This is a genomic window from Paenarthrobacter sp. 10L420 (assembly GCF_056395385.1).
In genome coordinates this window covers 18,275-33,883 of the sequence record NZ_JBFTJK010000017.1, presented here as the reverse complement: position 1 = coordinate 33,883, position 15,609 = coordinate 18,275, and the positions used below count along the sequence as shown (strand labels likewise).

Genomic DNA, 15,609 nt, shown 5'->3' with positions numbered 1-15,609 from the left:
AGAGAAAAGGTGTGATCTGGCGAACATGGTGAGCGTACTCGCGGTTTTAACGCGTGTCAATAGAAGTAACGATGGTCATTGACGCGCGTTAATTGATGTGGTTCTCTTGACCTCATTAGAAAACCAGCGGCGACGATGAAGCGCGCACCGGAAGGACAAAGATGACCGTGGTATCTCATGCCACCGAGACGAAGAATTTGAATGTTTGGGAGTTTTCCATCCAGGGTTCTGACATATGGTCCGCCGTTCGGCTGCCCCACGACGCGATGATTCGCGAACCTCGCCAACCAGATGCACAGGGCGGCGCAGACGTCGCCTATTTCCCAGGGGGGCATTACGTCTACAGGACCACATGGCTGGCGGAGGACCCGGTTCCTTTCGTGGCCCTGCGGTTCGAGGGCATCCAAGGGGAGGCTGCCGTGTTTGTGAATGGCACATCGGTGGGCTCGCTTCGTAGCGGTTACACCGAATTTGAGCTGCCTGTTCAGGACCACGTCATATGGGGTAAGAGCAATGAAGTAGTCGTCGAAGTGGACAATTCTGCCCAGCCTGCAAGCAGGTGGTACCCGGGTTCAGGTCTGTATCGTGCCGTGTCTGTTGTGCTGCGGCCTGAGGTCCACTTCGCACGGGACGGTTTACGGTTGCGCACCCGTGCCATTGCTGACGATGCTGCGATTGTGGAAATTGCGTACGAGATTGCTCACGTCGAGAACCGGGATGTCCGTGTTGTGGTCGACCTCCTGCAGGGCGATGAAGTGGTCGGCACTGGCAGCGGCACCGGCAGTACGGGTTCGGTCGTTATGCGTGTTGAAAAGCCACAGGCCTGGACCGCTGATACGCCGTACCTTTATGACCTTGATGCTCGGCTGGAGTCTGAAGGCACTGTCGTGGACGAACGGCGCGAAAGGGTAGGTCTGCGGACCATCTCCGTTGATGCCCGTCACGGGCTGCGGATCAACGGCAATACCGTCTTGCTGCGGGGCGCGTGCATTCATCACGACAACGGGGTGCTCGGCGCTGCCACCCATCGGGCCGCAGAATACCGGCGTATCAGGCTGCTGAAGGATGCAGGCTTCAACGCGGTTCGCAGCGCACATAATCCCATGTCCCGCCACCTCTTGGATGCCTGCGACGAAATAGGTATGTACGTCCTGGACGAGCTTGCGGACTACTGGGTCGTTTCAAAGTCAAAGCACGATTCCGCCTGGCGATTCCGCACCACATGGCAAGAAGACGCAGACCGCCTCGTCGATAAAGACCGTAACCGTCCGTCGGTGATCATGTACGCGGCAGGCAACGAGATCCCGGAGACTGCAACGCCTGAAGGCGTTGCCTTGACACGGGAAATAACGGAATACCTCCACAGTATCGATCCGGACCGCCCCGTCACCCTTGCAACCAACCTGTTTCTCAACACGCTGGTATCCATGGATAAGTCACCGTACAAGGAGACACCTTCCGCGGACGGTCAAACATCCATGGCCGGTTCCACGGAGGCTAACGTGATGATTAACCAGATAGGCCGCATGATGAATCTCGTCTCACGGCTGCCCCGTGCAGACAAGGCCTCCCGAGACGCCTTCGCGGTAGTTGACGTGGCCGGCTACAACTACGGTCTGGGCCGCTACAAACGTGACGTCCGTGCTTACCCCGACCGCGTCATCCTTGGATCCGAAACCCTTCCCGGCGACGTGGCCCGCGCGTGGCACCTGGTGCAGGAACACTCCGCCGTCATTGGTGACTTCGTGTGGGCCGGATGGGAGTACCTCGGTGAGGCAGGTGTTGCTGTCTGGGTGCCAGGGAAACGTGCCGGGCTGTCCAAACCATTCCCATACCTGATCGCCGGTCCGGGAATGTTCGACCTCACAGGGCAGCCGGATATTACCCTTCGGCTTGCCCAGGCCGCATGGGGTCGGCTTGAAGCCCCCGCCATTGGGGTCCGTCCCTTGGACCGCAGCGGTGTCCCCATGGTCAGATCGGCGTGGCGCACCACAGACGCAGTGGAAAGCTGGTCCTGGAGGGGGTGCGAAGGGCGCAAGGCGGAGGTTGAGGTGTACTCCACGGACGATCAAGTGACCCTGTTGTTGAACGGCCAGCGTATTGGCCGACGTCGTGCAGGGCGCCGCCGCGGCTACCTCGCCAAATTCACTGTGCCCTACCAGGCTGGCATTCTTACTACCGTCGGTTACCGCAACGGCGTCGAGGTTTCCCGCTCTATGCTCAGAAGCGCCGAAGGAGACCTCGGGCTGCGAATGGTCAGCGAGGGGCACTCAATTGCGGCGGACGGGAACGATCTCATATTCGCTGAGATCGCGATCACTGACCAGAACGGCATCGTCGAGATGCTCGCCGATGAGAAAGTGGCTCTGCATGTCGCAGGCCCGGGTGAACTAATTGGTTTCGGAACCGCAGCACCTGCCCCCGAGGAGGAATTCACCGCAGAAGCGCGCACCACGTTCCGGGGCCGAGCATTGGCAGTCATACGCTCAACGGGAAAAGCTGGCCGCATAACTATCACGGCCACCTCCCAAAACGTGGGCTCAGCAACCCTCGTGATCGAAGCGGTGACACCGGCAGACGCGGCAGCGGAATCCATCGTCCGCGTCGCAGACGCACTCACTCGCTAGAGCAAACCCTCGACTTTTGAAAGTACAAGCAATGAATAATCACACGACGATTTCGACAAACGTCACGACCGACGACGGTATGCAGCAAGGCATCGCCGGTATTCCTGCTGAACGGAAAGCCGCCCTGCTTTCGGGGCGAAACTTTTGGGAAACCGAACCCATCGAAGAGCTTGGTCTCCCTGCCGTGACCTTAGCCGATGGCACCTATGGCTTGCGGCACCAGTCAGGAAGCCACGACCACCTGGCTATGTACGATAGTGATCCCGCCACGTGCTTCCCGCCAGGGGTGGCGATTGGCTCCAGCTGGGATCCAAAGGTGGCGGCCCGGCTGGGCTCAGCAATCGGGAAGGAAGCGCTTGCTCAGGGCGTGCACATCGTTCTTGGCCCCGGAATCAATATCAAGCGCTCACCTTTGTGTGGTCGCAACTTCGAATACTACTCGGAGGATCCCTGCCTTACTGGTGCTCTGGCGGTTGCATTCACTCGTGGGTTGCAGAAAGAAGGCCCCGGAGTGTCCGTCAAACACTTCGCTGCCAACAATCAGGAAACGAATCGGCAGACAATCAGTGCAGACGTTGATGAGCGCACGCTCCGTGAAATCTATCTGCCCGCCTTTGAACGCGTCGTCACTGAAGCGCAGCCCGCCACCGTCATGGCGTCCTACAACAAAATAAACGGAGTATTCGCGGCTGCAAACCCCTGGCTTCTCACAGGCCTGTTGCGAGACGAATGGGGCTTCGAGGGCGTGGTCGTTTCCGACTGGAATGCCGTCACCGATCGCGTAGAAAGCCTGAGAGCCGGCTTGGACTTGGAGATGCCAGGTGGCAGCGCAGGCCATGACGACGATGTTCGGGCGGCACTTCGCTCGGGCGAATTGCAGGAATCCGAACTGGACGCCAGCGTGGCCCGCCTCGCTGGACTCGTCAAGTACATCCCCACTGAACCCACTGATGTCAATTATGCTGCCCACCACGAAATTGCCCGTGAACTCGCAGCTGATTGCGCGGTGCTGCTCAAGAACGACGCACAGACCCTGCCCCTAGGGCAGGGCGTGCGGTTGGCCGTCCTCGGCGAATTTGCTGAAAAGCTCCGCTATCAAGGGGGAGGCAGCGCGCACGTCAACGCCACCCAGGTCGACCAGCCGCTCGACGCCATCAAGTTGCTCGCTGCGGATCGTGGAGTATCGCTCGCCTATTCTCGAGGATTCGCGATTGATGGCGCTGAAGACACTGGCCTGCTGGATGAAGCACGGGGCGCCGCCCGTGACTGCGACGTCGCAGTCATCTTTGCGGGTCTGGATGAACGGGCGGAATCCGAGGGAATCGATCGCGAGAACCTGGATCTCCCTGCGAACCAGGTAGAGCTTATCCGGTCCGTGGCAGCCATCGCACCACGGACCGTCGTGGTCCTATCCAATGGTGGGGTTGTCTCACTAGAGGGCTGGCACGACGACGTCGACGCCATCCTCGAGGCATTCCTTTTGGGGCAGGGCGGCGGACATGCGATCGCTGACATCCTCTTCGGCCTCGCAAACCCCTCAGGCCATCTCGCAGAAAGCATCCCGCTGCGCCTCAATGATCACCCAAGCAGCCTGAACTTTCCTGGCGAACGGGGGCACGTGCGATACGGCGAAGGCGTAATGGTAGGTTACCGCTACTTCACTACTTTCGACTCCCCGGTCAGGTACCCGTTTGGTCATGGCCTCTCCTACACCACCTTCACCAGCTCGGCGCCCCACGTGGTGGTCTCAGCAAACGAAGAAGTCACTGTCAGCCTTCAGGTGACCAATACTGGCAACATCGCCGGGAAACACGTGGTTCAGGTGTATGTTGCAACCGAAGCCGGACCTGTCCGTCGCCCTGCCCGTGAGCTGCGCGGATTCGCCAAGGTCTACCTCGAACCGGGGGAAACAACCTCCGTCAGCATAGATCTTCCACGGCGAGCCCTCGCCTACTGGGACATCCAGTACAGTCGTTGGGTCGTTGCACCCGGTGAATACCGCATCCAAGTTTGCCAAGATGCCGCGACGGTTCTGCACGACGAATTGATCTCCCTCACCGGAGACAAGATCATCACTGAACTGACGATGGACACGCCCTTGGGGGAGTGGTTCGAACACCCGCAAGTCGGCGCGCAGGTTTACGATGCACTCGGGTTTACGGGTGTTGATATTTCTCCGGAACACCTCGCCATGATGTCCTCCATGACCATGACCCAGTTCATCCACATCTCGGGGCTGCCCGTCGAAGCTGAGGTCCTTGCCCGCGTGATGCGCGACAGTCGTCCCGCCTGAAATGGAAGACCCAGGAACGGAACCCCACCTCATGAAAAGCCTCAAAATTCCCGCGCCGAACACTGTAGAGATCTATGAAGAAGAAACGCCTACCGCTGGCCCTAACGACCTCATCATTCGCATCAAGGCCTGCGGTATCTGTGGTACCGACGCTTTTTATACCAGCATTGGTGGGCTGCCCCACTTGACTGCACCAATGTCCCTTGGGCATGAAGCAGCCGGCGAGGTAGCCCAAGCGGGTGACAATGTAACGGGCGTAGTCGTGGGTGACCACGTGGTCATTAACCCGATGGCAAACGAGGACGGAATCATCGGCAACGGCGGACAACAAGGTGCACTCAGTGAATTTGTGCGGATCCCCAACGCTCAAGCCGGTGTGCATTTCCGTGTAATTCCCGACGACATTCCTTGGGAGGTCGCAGCCCTCAATGAGCCGATGGCCGTTGCGTACCACGGTGTGAACAGGTCCGGAGCCGGGGCAGGCTCAAAGGTGGTCGTATTTGGCGCTGGCCCGGTGGGGCTCGGAGCAGCCATCGGGTTCAAATTCAAAGGTGCTGGGCACGTGGTCGTCGTCGACGTCGTTGCCAACCGGCTGGAAAAGGCTCTTCTCATTGGTGCCGACGCAGTGATCAACTCGTCCGTAGAGGACGTCACCGCCCGCCTGAAGGAACTCCACGGTGAGGTCCCCGGTATCCACGGCCAGACACCCCGCGCAGCGACCGATGTGTATCTCGACGCGGCAGGGGTGGCGCCCGTCGTCACCACTGCGCTACATGGCATCAAGCACGGCGGAGTTCTGACCATTGTCGGTGTCCATAAAAAGCCCGTCGAAATCGACTTCCAAGACATCCTACCCAGCGAGCCCGACATCCGGCTGGCAATGGGATATCCCACGGAAATCTTCGAAGTCACAGATGCGCTGATCAGCGACTGGCAGACGTACAGGCACATCATCAGTGACATTGTCCCCTTTGCCGAAGTCGAGCAAGCGCTCAAACTGGCCTCCACCCCCGGGGCAACCGACAAGGTCGTTGTCGTCTTCGACTAGGCGTTCTCCCATCACAGCAGCCGGTCAGCGTATCGCGGCATGCCTGGGAACTACTGCAGACGGCTCTGAACCACCAATTCGCTTCGATCAAAGGAATGAAGATATGCAGATCCAAGGTAGGAAGTTCGTAGTCACGGGTGGCGGTAACGGCATAGGCCGCCAGGTAGTGCTGGGCCTCCTCCAGCACGGGGCAGCCGTTGCCGCCGTCGACGTGAACGTTGATGCTCTCGGTGACACCCGCGCTCTGACGCTCGATGGTGACAGTGAACGACTTAGTACGCATGTTACAAATGTGACCGACCGTCCATCTGTGGCAACACTGCTGGATGATGTCACTGCTTTTCACGGAGAGGTCGACGGGATCGTTAACGTGGCGGGCATCATCCACCGCTTCGTCCCGGTCTCCGATCTGTCCTTTGAAGAGCTTGAGCGCATCATGAACGTGAACCTTTGGGGCACAGTAAATATGTGCAAGACGTTCCTTCCTGGCCTGAGAGAGAGGCCCGCCGCGGCAATCGTGAACATCTCCAGCCTCTCCGCGTTGCTTCCGTTCGCCGGTCAGACCTTCTATGGGGCGACGAAAGCAGCTGTGAAACAGTTCAGCGAGGGCCTCTACCAGGAATTGAGCGGCACCAACGTAGCTGTCACGACCGTGTTCCCGGGAAACATCAGCACCGACATCAGTGGTAACTCCGGGGTGAAAGCAATTGACCCAAAGGGCCGAAAAGCACCATCCACCACGCCGGAAGCAACAGCGACCAAGATCGTCCAAGGTCTGGAGAAGGGCAGCTTCCGCGTTTTGGTGGGAACAGACGCCAAGATACTCGATGCCGCAACACGAATATCTTCACGAATCGCCACAGAATTCATAGGTCGTCAGATGAAGTCTGTTTTGTGATGGCAAGCTCAATCCCAAAAACTAAAAACTGCGGACGTCCGCGCGGTGTCATGGACCTGAAATGACGCTCTTTCATGCCGTTCTCGACAACGCCGTGGCGTTTCTGAGTTTCATTTGCACTGGTTTACTGCATGTTCGTGTGGCGGCGCCTCATTCGTTCGTACGATGCAGCGTCGGCGGTGGCCAATTCCAGCACCAGGGCGTCCAAGGCAATCAATGACGCTTGCTCGAAAAGGCTGCCTCCGAATTGCTCGGACGGAGAAGACGCCAGTGTAAGGGTAGCGTCTGCCAGACTAGCGAGAGGGCTGCCGGGTCCAGAGGTCAGCAGGACGATCATGGCCCCTTCTGTCCGGGCAATTTCGGCGAAGGCAGCACTGAGGGGTGTCGTGCCGGAGTTTGAAATGATGAAGAGGCCGTCGCCATCGCGCACGGCCGGTGCGGTGGCCTCGCCGAGTACGTGCGTTTCGAACCCGAGGTGCATGAAACGCATGGCGGCCATCTCGGCGACGAGCCCCGAGCGGCCTTGGCCCGTGAAGAACCAACGGCGGCTTTGCTCGCGGAAGACCTGGGTGAAGTTCCCAAAGGCGAGAGGGTCAATATTCTCTAATACCTGGCTTACTTCTGTGCCAATCCTCTGCCATGCGGCCGATCGGTCATGTGGTCTGGAGGTCATGGTTTTGCCTTATTGATGGGTCGGCGACTGGAAGACGAGGGGCATGCGGCACGTACCAGTGCCCGTCCCGCAACGGCATAAACTACACCCGCCTCTCGCAGCAGATGGAAGTTTTCCTCATTAACGCCGCCGTCCACTCCCAACGGCACCCTCGTGCCGGCCGCGTCCTTGATGGGGTCAAGTCGCCGTAGGTCTGCGGTCTGGCCGGGCTTTCCGGGAGGGGTTAGCATGGCCAACAACCCGTCGGGGCCACAGGCTAACGCTCTGCTAAGTTCCGACGTCGAGGGATTGTCGAGCGCGATCCAGACCGACCGGGCCTTCGGGCGGGCGTGTGCCATCGCTTCTTCGATGGAGTCCACCGCCGGATACTGGATCGTGATGCGTCCGATGTCACGAGGCAGGTTACGGATCGTCTCCACCATGTTGTCGACCATCAGATGTGTATCAAGGCGTTGGCCGGCGAGTTCTGCGAGGCGGACGATCTCTTCGATCGTGACGCCTTCCTGTCCCCGGTAGCGCCCTTCGATCATGTCTGCATGGACCCAGTGTCGTGCGTCCAGAAGCCGTCCGGTCAGGCTCTCACGCTGATCAGCGGGTACGGCTATGACACTTCCGGCCAGCACGACTCCCGCAACGCGGGCGCTATCCTCGAGTTTTGTGTTCAAAGCAGCCGATCCGATCCGCGCCATTCTGCGGCTGCTTTGTACCGTTCGAAAGCCTGGTTGCTGCTTGGCGCATCTGCGGGTGAGGCGGCGAAGACAGGCTCTGGAGCCCAAGAGTCACGGAGCTGCTGAACGCTGAGGCCTTGAAGGCATGCGGAGGCTTGGATGGCGGCGCCTACGGCGACCGATTCCAGACTGGCCGATGTATGAACGACCGAATCGAAGGCATCTGCGGTCAGCTGTCGGTAGGCTTCGGACCGGGCCGCCCCACCCGTGAGGATAATTCTCCCGTCCGATGGTGCTCCGACCCGGTCCAGATGCTCGGCTCCTCGCCTGAGACCGAAGATGACCCCTTCGATGGCGGCCCGGGCCATTTGATCACGCGTGATGTCGGTGCGGATGCCCGCCAGCGTTCCTGTCGCGTGGGGAAGATTCGGCTTGCGTTCGCCGTCGAGGAAGGCCGCCAGGACTGGCATGTCCACCGGAGAAGCGGACAAGGCCATTTTGGACAGTTCCTGGTGATCCACCCCCAAGATCCGAGCGAAAGCATCCGTGACCCTGGCTGCGTTGAGAGTGGAGACCAAGGGAAGGTACCCGCCTGTGGCATCCGCGACGCCGTCGACGATGCCTTGGTCGTCGTGCACCGGCTTTTCGCTCACTGTAAACAGCACCCCCGACGTTCCCAAAGACAGAACACGGTCGCCGCGGCGCGCGCCCAATCCCAGAGCGCTTGCATGCTGGTCCCCGGCGCCGGGACCGACGATCGTGGCCTGACTGACGCCAAGAGCTTCCGCCGCCGAGGCGGTTACAGTTCCGACGGTTTCAGAGGGGCCTACGACCCGGGGGAGCAAGCGGTCCCAGGCTGTGTACTCATCAACCAGAGCCAGGATGTCGTGGTCATAGCGGCCGTGCTCTGCGCTGTAATAGCCGGTCCCGCTGGCTTCGGACCGGTCTGTTGCGAATTGTCCCGTGAGTTTGTAGGTCAGCCAGTCGTGAGGCAGCAAGATCTGGGCCAACCTCTTGAAGTTCTCAGGTTCCGCTGTCCGGAACCAAAGCAACTTGGAAACGGTGAAAGCTGCTGTCGGAACAGAACCGATGCGCCGCGCCCATTCACTCGAGGGCATTGCCTCTCGGAGTTCTTCCATCTCTGGTGCGGTCGTGGTGTCATTCCACAGTTTTGCCGGCCGGATAACCGAACCAGATCCATCCAAAGCGACGAGGCCGTGGCATTGGGCGGCGACCGAAATCGCCCTGACATCGGCGCCGTCGGCGTTGGCCGCGTTCAGGGCCGCGTGCCATGCTTTCAGCATGGCTTCCCACCAGGAAGACGGGTGCTGCTCACTGAGCGGGGGCGAGGTCCGGGGGTGGGGCGCGGAAGCGGTACCCAGGACCCGTCCTGTATCGGAATCGCAAAGGACTACTTTTGTGGACTGGGTCGATGAGTCGACGCCGGCTATTAGGGGCATTAGTGTCCTTTCGTTGACCGCCGTCCTCCTGAGCGGCTCCGGGCGAAAGCCAGGATCGCATCGCGTCGCGTCGAGCCGATCAGGATGGCATCGCGCTTACGACATGCTCTGACCGAGGTCTGGATCAGGGGAGAAAGACTTCAGCATCGCCTTACCGTCAAGTATTCGAGCACTGCACTCAAATGACAACCTAATCTCTCATTTGAGCGGTATGCTCAAATGAACTGCGCTTGAATTGAGGCGCAGATAACGGTTCGAAGGAGTACGCCCGTGCCTGTAAATTCCGGGGAAGGAATTCTCGCTGCCACGGTTGCGCAGCGGTTCTACGTTGATGGCGAATCGAAGGTGAAGATCGCCTCGGATCTGGGAGTCTCGCGCTTCAGGGTGGCCCGTCTCCTCGAGATCGCCGTCGCCGAGGGCATCGTCCGATTCACCATCTCGGCGCCATTGGCCCTGAATATTGAACTTTCGGAGATGGTCCGGAAGCGTTTCGGTTACCGCCAGGTCGTTGTCGTGGATGCTCCCGAGGATGAACGACACCCGGCGCGTCTGCGGCGGCGTGTTGGGGCCGCAGCCGCGAAGTTGATCAGCGACCTCATTACCGACAAGGATGTCCTGGGTATCGGCTGGGGCAGGACGATGAGTGCCATGGCCGTTGAACTGACCCACCTCGCTCCTTGCCCGGTCGTCCAACTTGGAGGCATGGCTGGTTCAGTCAATGAGAACTCATTGGAACTGGTTCGTCGCGTCAGTGAAGTCGGCGGGGGCCGGGCTTTCCCGATGTTCGTCCCCCTGGTCGTCCCCGACGCAGCGACCGCTGCAGGGCTTCGCCACCAACCTGGCGTCGAGTCGGCGTATCGGCTCTTCGAAAAGATCACGGTGGCGGCGGTCGCCGTGGGCAGCTGGGACCCACCGGAGTCGCAGATGCGCGATGCACTGACCCCTGAAGTCCGTGATGCCCTGACTAAGCGGGGTGTCGCTGCCGAAATTCTTGCCACGCTCATCAGAAAGGACGGAGGCATTGTTACTGACCTTGACGAACGAACAAATGCCCTCGACTACGAGGGCATGAAGCGGATCCCGGAATTGATTCTTGTTGCTGCCGGGGCAAACAAGGCCAATGCCATTCGTGCAGCACTCCACGCCGGACTGGGGACTACTTTGGTCACGGACAGGTCTCTCGCCCGGGCACTTATGCGTTTGCCCTAGGCCGGAATTATCGAGGTCGGGGAGGTTTCGTACCCCGCCGGAAGAATAAGGGCTCAATTGAGCCAAGCGCTCGTTTGAGAGTATCGCTTGTCAAATGAGCCTGTGGCTTCGAATACTGGAACTGTGGCCCATGCCACAGGAATAGAAGGGTTCGAAGATGACCGACTCACAGACGGAGCAGGTGCTCGACGCCGCACGAACATTCATCGCGGCCGAAAGCCAAGCCGTGCTTGAGGTGGCCGACCAACTTGATGAATCTTTCGTCAAAGTAGCCTCCCTGCTTTTGGATGGCCTCGGCAAAGTAATCCTCACGGGGGCGGGTACCAGCGGCTTCGTCGCCCGGCGGGCGGCCCACCTGCTATCGGTCTCGGGGACTCCATCCTTCTATATGAATCCCACCGACGCTTTGCACGGCTCAATGGGCGCAGTCCGGAAGGACGATGTCTTGATCGCCCTTTCCAAGGGCGGCAGCAGCAGCGAAGTCAACGAATTGGTCGAACGCGTACAAGGCGAGGGCGTGATAGTCGTTGCGCTGACGTGTTCCCGGGAATCCCGCCTCTATCAACTAGCCGACATTCCAATCGTCCTGCGGCATTACCAGCCGGCAGACCCGGGCGGCTTGATAGCAATGGGCAGCACCTTGGCTCACAGTGCCTGGTTGGACGCGATGGCGCTAATGCTGATGAGGGCCAGGCAATACAGTTGGTCGCGAGTGCACTACACCCATCCCGGAGGGGCCGTCGGCGGCCGCACGGTGCTGCCGGTCGCCCTCGATCCTTTGCAAATTCCCCCCTCGTCGTAACCTCATGAGCGGCTCTTTCGAGCGGTCACACGGGATCGGAGCGAACTCAGCTCCCCACCTTGGCCGCCGTCCCTCAATCGTTTCCACAACATTTTCAGTCTCATATGAGCAAACGTTCTATCCCTACAGAGAGGTTTCCCATGAATAAGCGACGCATACCTGAAGAAGCGGGTATCTTCGCCGTTCTCATCGCTGTCGTGGCGGTGCTCAGCGTCTTGTCGCCAACTTTCCGCACCCTCGACAACGGGCTTGTTCTTCTTGTCAACGGAACCGTCATCGCGTTTCTTGCCCTCGGGCAAGCCTTTGTGCTGCTCACAGGCGGAATCGACCTCTCTACTGGGGCCAACGTCGCAATGACCGGCGTGGTGTCGGCACTGTTCATGCAGGCTGGGCTGCCCTGGCCCGTGGGAGCCGCTCTTGCGGTGCTTGTCGGCACCGCCTTGGGGGTCACGAACGGTCTCCTCATCCACTACTTGAGGATTCCCCCGTTCATCGCCACCTTTTCAACCCAAGGTGTCGCCCTGGCCATACCGCTCATCATCACCGGAGCCAACTCCGTGGCCGTACGTGAGGCCGGCTTCTCCTGGATAGGCCAGGGCCGCATCGCCGGCGTGCCCGTTCCCGTGTTGCTTCTGGCCGTAGCCGCCATCGCGGCAGCATTGTTCCTGAAGATGACCCGACCCGGCGTCCACGTGTATGCCTTCGGAGGCAACAAAGCCGCCGCCCGCCTGGCCGGAGTCAGCCTCTCCCGCACCACGATCTTGGTCTATGCCGTTAGCGGCTTCTGCGCAGGAATGGGTGGGCTCATAGCAACCTCGCGCCTCATGGTCGGGTTCCCCTCCACCGGAACGGGCAACGAGCTCTTCTATTCCATCGCAGCTGCTGTCGTCGGCGGGATCTCATTGTTCGGCGGCACCGGCAGCGTCCTGGGTGCCATGATCGGCGCCGTTCTCATCGCAGTTGTCTCCAATGGCATGAACGTCCTGAACGTGCAGAGCTATTGGCAGTCACTGGTCATCGGCCTCATCATCCTCGCCGGCGTCTCGTTCGACACCTTGCGGCGGTACCGGAGCGGAAGGCCAATCCTCCGACGCGCCGCTGCGGGGACGACCCCCGTTTCGACGACAACTCCACGCACCGAAGCTCAAACCCCCATCACCCAGCAACACCCGTAGCGTTTCCCTGAAAGGAACATCAATGAAGATTCGTAAAGCTTTTGGCTCGACCGTTGCCGTAAGCCTGTTGGCAATGAGCCTGGCAGCCTGCTCAAATCCTGCCCTCGAGGCACCTTCGGCCAACAGCAGCTCCGGAAAGCTCCCCGCGTCCTGCTCCACCGACAAGCCCACCATCGGTGTTGCGCTGCCGAACACCATCAATCCTTATTACGTCGCGATGCAGGACAGCTTCAAGAAGCATGGCGAAGAACTTGGCTACGACGTCAAAGTCGCCATCGCCAATGACAGCGACTCCACCCAGCTCTCCCAGGTCGATTCATTCATTCAGCAGGGTGTCTGCGCAGTAGCCCTTAATGCGGTGAACTCCGGCCCGGGCGCGGCAAGCGTCAAGGCATTGAACGCCGCGGGCATCCCCGTCTTCACCGTCAACGTCATAATTTCGCCTGATGACCTCAAGACCCAGAACGCCTCCTTCGTGCAGTATGTGGGCGCCGACCAGATTGCCGGCGGCACCCAGATGGGCGCGCAGGTTCTCAAAGATCTTGGCGCTGACGCCAAGATCGTTGCCGGCATCATCGGTAACCCTGATCAAATCCCGACAAACCAGCGTGACCAGGGATTCAAGGATGCCCTGTCCAAGAACTCCAACGCCTCGACGGTCCAGACCGTCAACGGCAAGATTGACCCCAGCGTTAGCCTCCAGGTCACCGGCGACCTCCTGCAGGGCAACCCGCAGATCAACGTCCTTTTCGCAGATGCCGGTCCACACGCAGTAGGCGCCCTCCAGGCAGTCGCCCAACAGGGCAAAGCCGACAAGGTGAAGGTATACGCCTTCTGCGCCGCGGATCAGAAACTCACCAGCACCTACGCTGCCTGCGCGGCCCAGGAACCAGCCAAGTACGCACAGATTGTCTTGGACAACATGAAAAAGCACTTGGCTGGTCAGAGCGTTGAGAAAGAAGTGCTTGAGCCATTGAAGGTCTTCGTAGATGGCCAGACCCCGGGTCAAGGCGAAGTCGGCTAAGCAAAACAAACGTTTCTTGAAGGGAGACCATCGTGGCCTCAGGTCTTATCGTGACCAGCATTTCCAAATCCTACGGGCAGACATTGGCACTCACCGACGTCAGCCTCAACGTCCAACCAGGCCAGGTGGTCGCCCTCATCGGACATAACGGTGCCGGTAAATCAACGCTGCTGCGATCCCTTTCCGGCGCCGAAGTCCCCGACAACGGGACCATCGTCGTCGACGGGACTTCAGATCAGTTCCATTCACCTGCAGACGCGACAGCAGCGGGAATCGCCTGCGTCTACCAGGAGCTCAGCCTCGTTGACGAACTGACCGTCGCCGAAAATCTCTTTCTTGGAACCGAACGGGTGACCGGTCCCTTCCTGAACCGAAAGGAAATGAATCGCAGGGCAGACGAACTGTGCCGTGAATACGGAATTCCCGCTCGGGGGACCGATCCGGTAGGCAAACTGCCCGTCGCGCAACGCCAACTCCTCGAAGTGGTCAGAGGTATAAACCGTGATGCCAAATACCTTCTGCTCGACGAACCCACAACGGCATTGGAGCAGGAACAGGTCGAGAACCTGTTGGCCATCATCAGAAGGCTGACGGCAGAGAATGGGCTCGGTGTCCTGCTGGTGGATCACAAGCTCGACGAAGTTTTTGCCATCGCCGACCACATTGTGGGCCTCGCGAACGGAGCCATTGTTCTGGACAGCCCCGTTGACACCGTTGACCGGATGGCAGTCATTGATGCCATCGTCGGAGACCATGCTAGCGTCGACGACGGCCTCATCTCACACGCCGAGCTTTCCATCGGTGACTTGGAAGTCCTCGACGATGCTGCTCGGGGCGACCGGTTCGGAGACGTGGTTTTGCGGGCCGAGAACGTGATCGGCAACGGTCTGGCAGGGGTTTCGTTGGATGTTCGCGCAGGCGAGGTCCTCGGTATTTACGGGCTCATCGGTGCTGGACGCTCCCGGTTCCTTCGGACGGTCTTCGGTGCCGAGCCGGTAGCACCTGGGCAACTCGCATTGCACGGCAAGCCGTTCTGCCCCAAGGAGCCCGCCGAGGCTATCGCGAAGGGAGTGGCGTTTCTTTCCGAAGAGCGAAAGTCTGATGGTTTCATTCCACAGATGTCGTCCATGGACAATGCCGTGTTGCCGGTCCTGGACCGCTTCCAGTCCTCTGGGGTTCTGCGTTGGAGGGCCTTGCACGACGCTGCGCGACGGTCGCTGTCTCAAGTAACGATCCGAGGGGACGTCACTAACCCCATCACATCGTTGTCCGGTGGCAACCAGCAGAAGGCACTTTTCGCTCGCGCAACTATGCAGAACCCCCAGCTGCTGCTGTTGGACGAACCCACTAAAGGTGTGGACATCGGAGCCAAGGGTGAAATCCACAAAATCGTAAGGGACCTGGCTCGCGAGCAAAATGTTGCGGTCATAGTTGTCTCCTCCGAAGAAGAGGAACTCACCATGCTGGCCGACTCAATTGTCGTCTTCCGGCACGGCGCCTGCGACGGCATGGTTTATCCCCGTAACGGAGTCACACCAGCGCAGTTACGCGAACTCGCCTGGGCAGAAGCAAAGGAGGACGTGTAGAAGGTACTTCCCCTCTACATGCCGTCTCTGCAAGAACCGAAGAGAGGCGCCGCCGGACCTTCCTGGCGGCGCCTCTTTTGTTTAGCTAGTCAGCGATGCATGGGCGCGAAGGCGCCATCAACTGTCAGATCCTGCTGAGATGTTGC

Annotated in this window: 12 protein-coding genes; 9 read left to right on the top strand and 3 right to left on the bottom strand. The window is 59.7% G+C overall.

Annotation, left to right across the window (positions count from 1 at the left end):
* Positions 1 to 161 precede the first annotated feature (161 nt).
* The 4 genes from AC1DD5_RS20330 to AC1DD5_RS20315 all read left to right on the top strand — a co-directional run bounded on the left by AC1DD5_RS20330 (position 162) and on the right by AC1DD5_RS20315 (position 6,866).
* Positions 162 to 2,627, top strand: a complete 2,466-nt coding sequence (locus tag AC1DD5_RS20330) for a glycoside hydrolase family 2 TIM barrel-domain containing protein (protein WP_477522581.1) — start codon at positions 162 to 164, stop codon at positions 2,625 to 2,627.
* Between the two features lie 31 nt (positions 2,628 to 2,658).
* Complete coding sequence (locus AC1DD5_RS20325) at positions 2,659 to 4,920, top strand: beta-glucosidase (protein WP_477522580.1); 2,262 nt, start codon at positions 2,659 to 2,661, stop codon at positions 4,918 to 4,920.
* Between the two features lie 31 nt (positions 4,921 to 4,951).
* Positions 4,952 to 5,968, top strand: coding sequence for a zinc-dependent alcohol dehydrogenase (locus AC1DD5_RS20320; RefSeq protein ID WP_416416373.1), 1,017 nt, complete (start codon positions 4,952 to 4,954; stop codon positions 5,966 to 5,968).
* Between the two features lie 103 nt (positions 5,969 to 6,071).
* Positions 6,072 to 6,866, top strand: a complete 795-nt coding sequence (locus AC1DD5_RS20315; RefSeq protein ID WP_477522579.1) for an SDR family NAD(P)-dependent oxidoreductase — start codon at positions 6,072 to 6,074, stop codon at positions 6,864 to 6,866.
* Between the two features lie 124 nt (positions 6,867 to 6,990).
* Here the strand turns inward: AC1DD5_RS20315 and AC1DD5_RS20310 are convergent, their stop codons facing one another.
* Genes AC1DD5_RS20310 through xylB form a run of 3 tightly spaced genes read right to left on the bottom strand, consistent with a single transcriptional unit; the run spans position 6,991 to position 9,667 of the window.
* A complete protein-coding gene (locus tag AC1DD5_RS20310) occupies positions 6,991 to 7,539 on the bottom strand; it encodes an SIS domain-containing protein (protein WP_477522578.1) in 549 nt (182 codons plus the stop codon).
* Entirely contained in the window at positions 7,536 to 8,228 is a 693-nt protein-coding gene (locus tag AC1DD5_RS20305) for a beta/alpha barrel domain-containing protein (RefSeq protein WP_416416370.1), read from the bottom strand. The genes AC1DD5_RS20310 and AC1DD5_RS20305 overlap by 4 nt, the downstream gene beginning before the upstream one ends.
* On the bottom strand, positions 8,201 to 9,667 hold the full coding sequence (xylB, locus tag AC1DD5_RS20300; RefSeq protein ID WP_416416369.1) for a xylulokinase: 1,467 nt from the start codon (positions 9,665 to 9,667) through the stop codon (positions 8,201 to 8,203). Before xylB ends, AC1DD5_RS20305 begins: the two co-directional genes overlap by 28 nt.
* A 270-nt stretch (positions 9,668 to 9,937) precedes the next feature.
* Between xylB and AC1DD5_RS20295 the strand changes: the two genes are divergently transcribed.
* The 5 genes from AC1DD5_RS20295 to AC1DD5_RS20275 all read left to right on the top strand — a co-directional run bounded on the left by AC1DD5_RS20295 (position 9,938) and on the right by AC1DD5_RS20275 (position 15,463).
* Entirely contained in the window at positions 9,938 to 10,876 is a 939-nt protein-coding gene (locus AC1DD5_RS20295) for a sugar-binding transcriptional regulator (RefSeq protein ID WP_416416368.1), read from the top strand.
* Positions 10,877 to 11,033: 157 nt separating this feature from the next.
* Entirely contained in the window at positions 11,034 to 11,678 is a 645-nt protein-coding gene (locus AC1DD5_RS20290) for an SIS domain-containing protein (protein ID WP_416416367.1), read from the top strand.
* A 140-nt stretch (positions 11,679 to 11,818) separates the two neighbouring features.
* Positions 11,819 to 12,853, top strand: coding sequence for an ABC transporter permease (locus AC1DD5_RS20285; protein ID WP_477522577.1), 1,035 nt, complete (start codon positions 11,819 to 11,821; stop codon positions 12,851 to 12,853).
* Positions 12,854 to 12,875: 22 nt separating this feature from the next.
* Positions 12,876 to 13,877: a substrate-binding domain-containing protein gene (locus AC1DD5_RS20280; RefSeq protein ID WP_477522576.1), complete on the top strand. Its 1,002-nt coding sequence runs from the start codon at positions 12,876 to 12,878 to the stop codon at positions 13,875 to 13,877.
* Positions 13,878 to 13,909: 32 nt separating this feature from the next.
* The gene (locus tag AC1DD5_RS20275) at positions 13,910 to 15,463 is read left to right on the top strand and encodes a sugar ABC transporter ATP-binding protein (protein WP_416416364.1); all 1,554 of its coding nucleotides are present in this window, start codon (positions 13,910 to 13,912) and stop codon (positions 15,461 to 15,463) included.
* Positions 15,464 to 15,609 lie beyond the last annotated feature (146 nt).

Bases quoted from the DNA above. Each gene is read 5' to 3' on its own strand.
- AC1DD5_RS20330 (WP_477522581.1), top strand. From the start codon at position 162: ATGACCGTGGTATCTCATGCCACCGAGACGAAGAATTTGAATGTTTGG.
- AC1DD5_RS20325 (WP_477522580.1), top strand. From the start codon at position 2,659: ATGAATAATCACACGACGATTTCGACAAACGTCACGACCGACGACGGT.
- AC1DD5_RS20320 (WP_416416373.1), top strand. From the start codon at position 4,952: ATGAAAAGCCTCAAAATTCCCGCGCCGAACACTGTAGAGATCTATGAA.
- AC1DD5_RS20315 (WP_477522579.1), top strand. From the start codon at position 6,072: ATGCAGATCCAAGGTAGGAAGTTCGTAGTCACGGGTGGCGGTAACGGC.
- AC1DD5_RS20310 (WP_477522578.1), bottom strand. From the start codon at position 7,539: ATGACCTCCAGACCACATGACCGATCGGCCGCATGGCAGAGGATTGGC.
- AC1DD5_RS20305 (WP_416416370.1), bottom strand. From the start codon at position 8,228: ATGGCGCGGATCGGATCGGCTGCTTTGAACACAAAACTCGAGGATAGC.
- xylB (WP_416416369.1), bottom strand. From the start codon at position 9,667: ATGCCCCTAATAGCCGGCGTCGACTCATCGACCCAGTCCACAAAAGTA.
- AC1DD5_RS20290 (WP_416416367.1), top strand. From the start codon at position 11,034: ATGACCGACTCACAGACGGAGCAGGTGCTCGACGCCGCACGAACATTC.
- AC1DD5_RS20285 (WP_477522577.1), top strand. From the start codon at position 11,819: ATGAATAAGCGACGCATACCTGAAGAAGCGGGTATCTTCGCCGTTCTC.
- AC1DD5_RS20280 (WP_477522576.1), top strand. From the start codon at position 12,876: ATGAAGATTCGTAAAGCTTTTGGCTCGACCGTTGCCGTAAGCCTGTTG.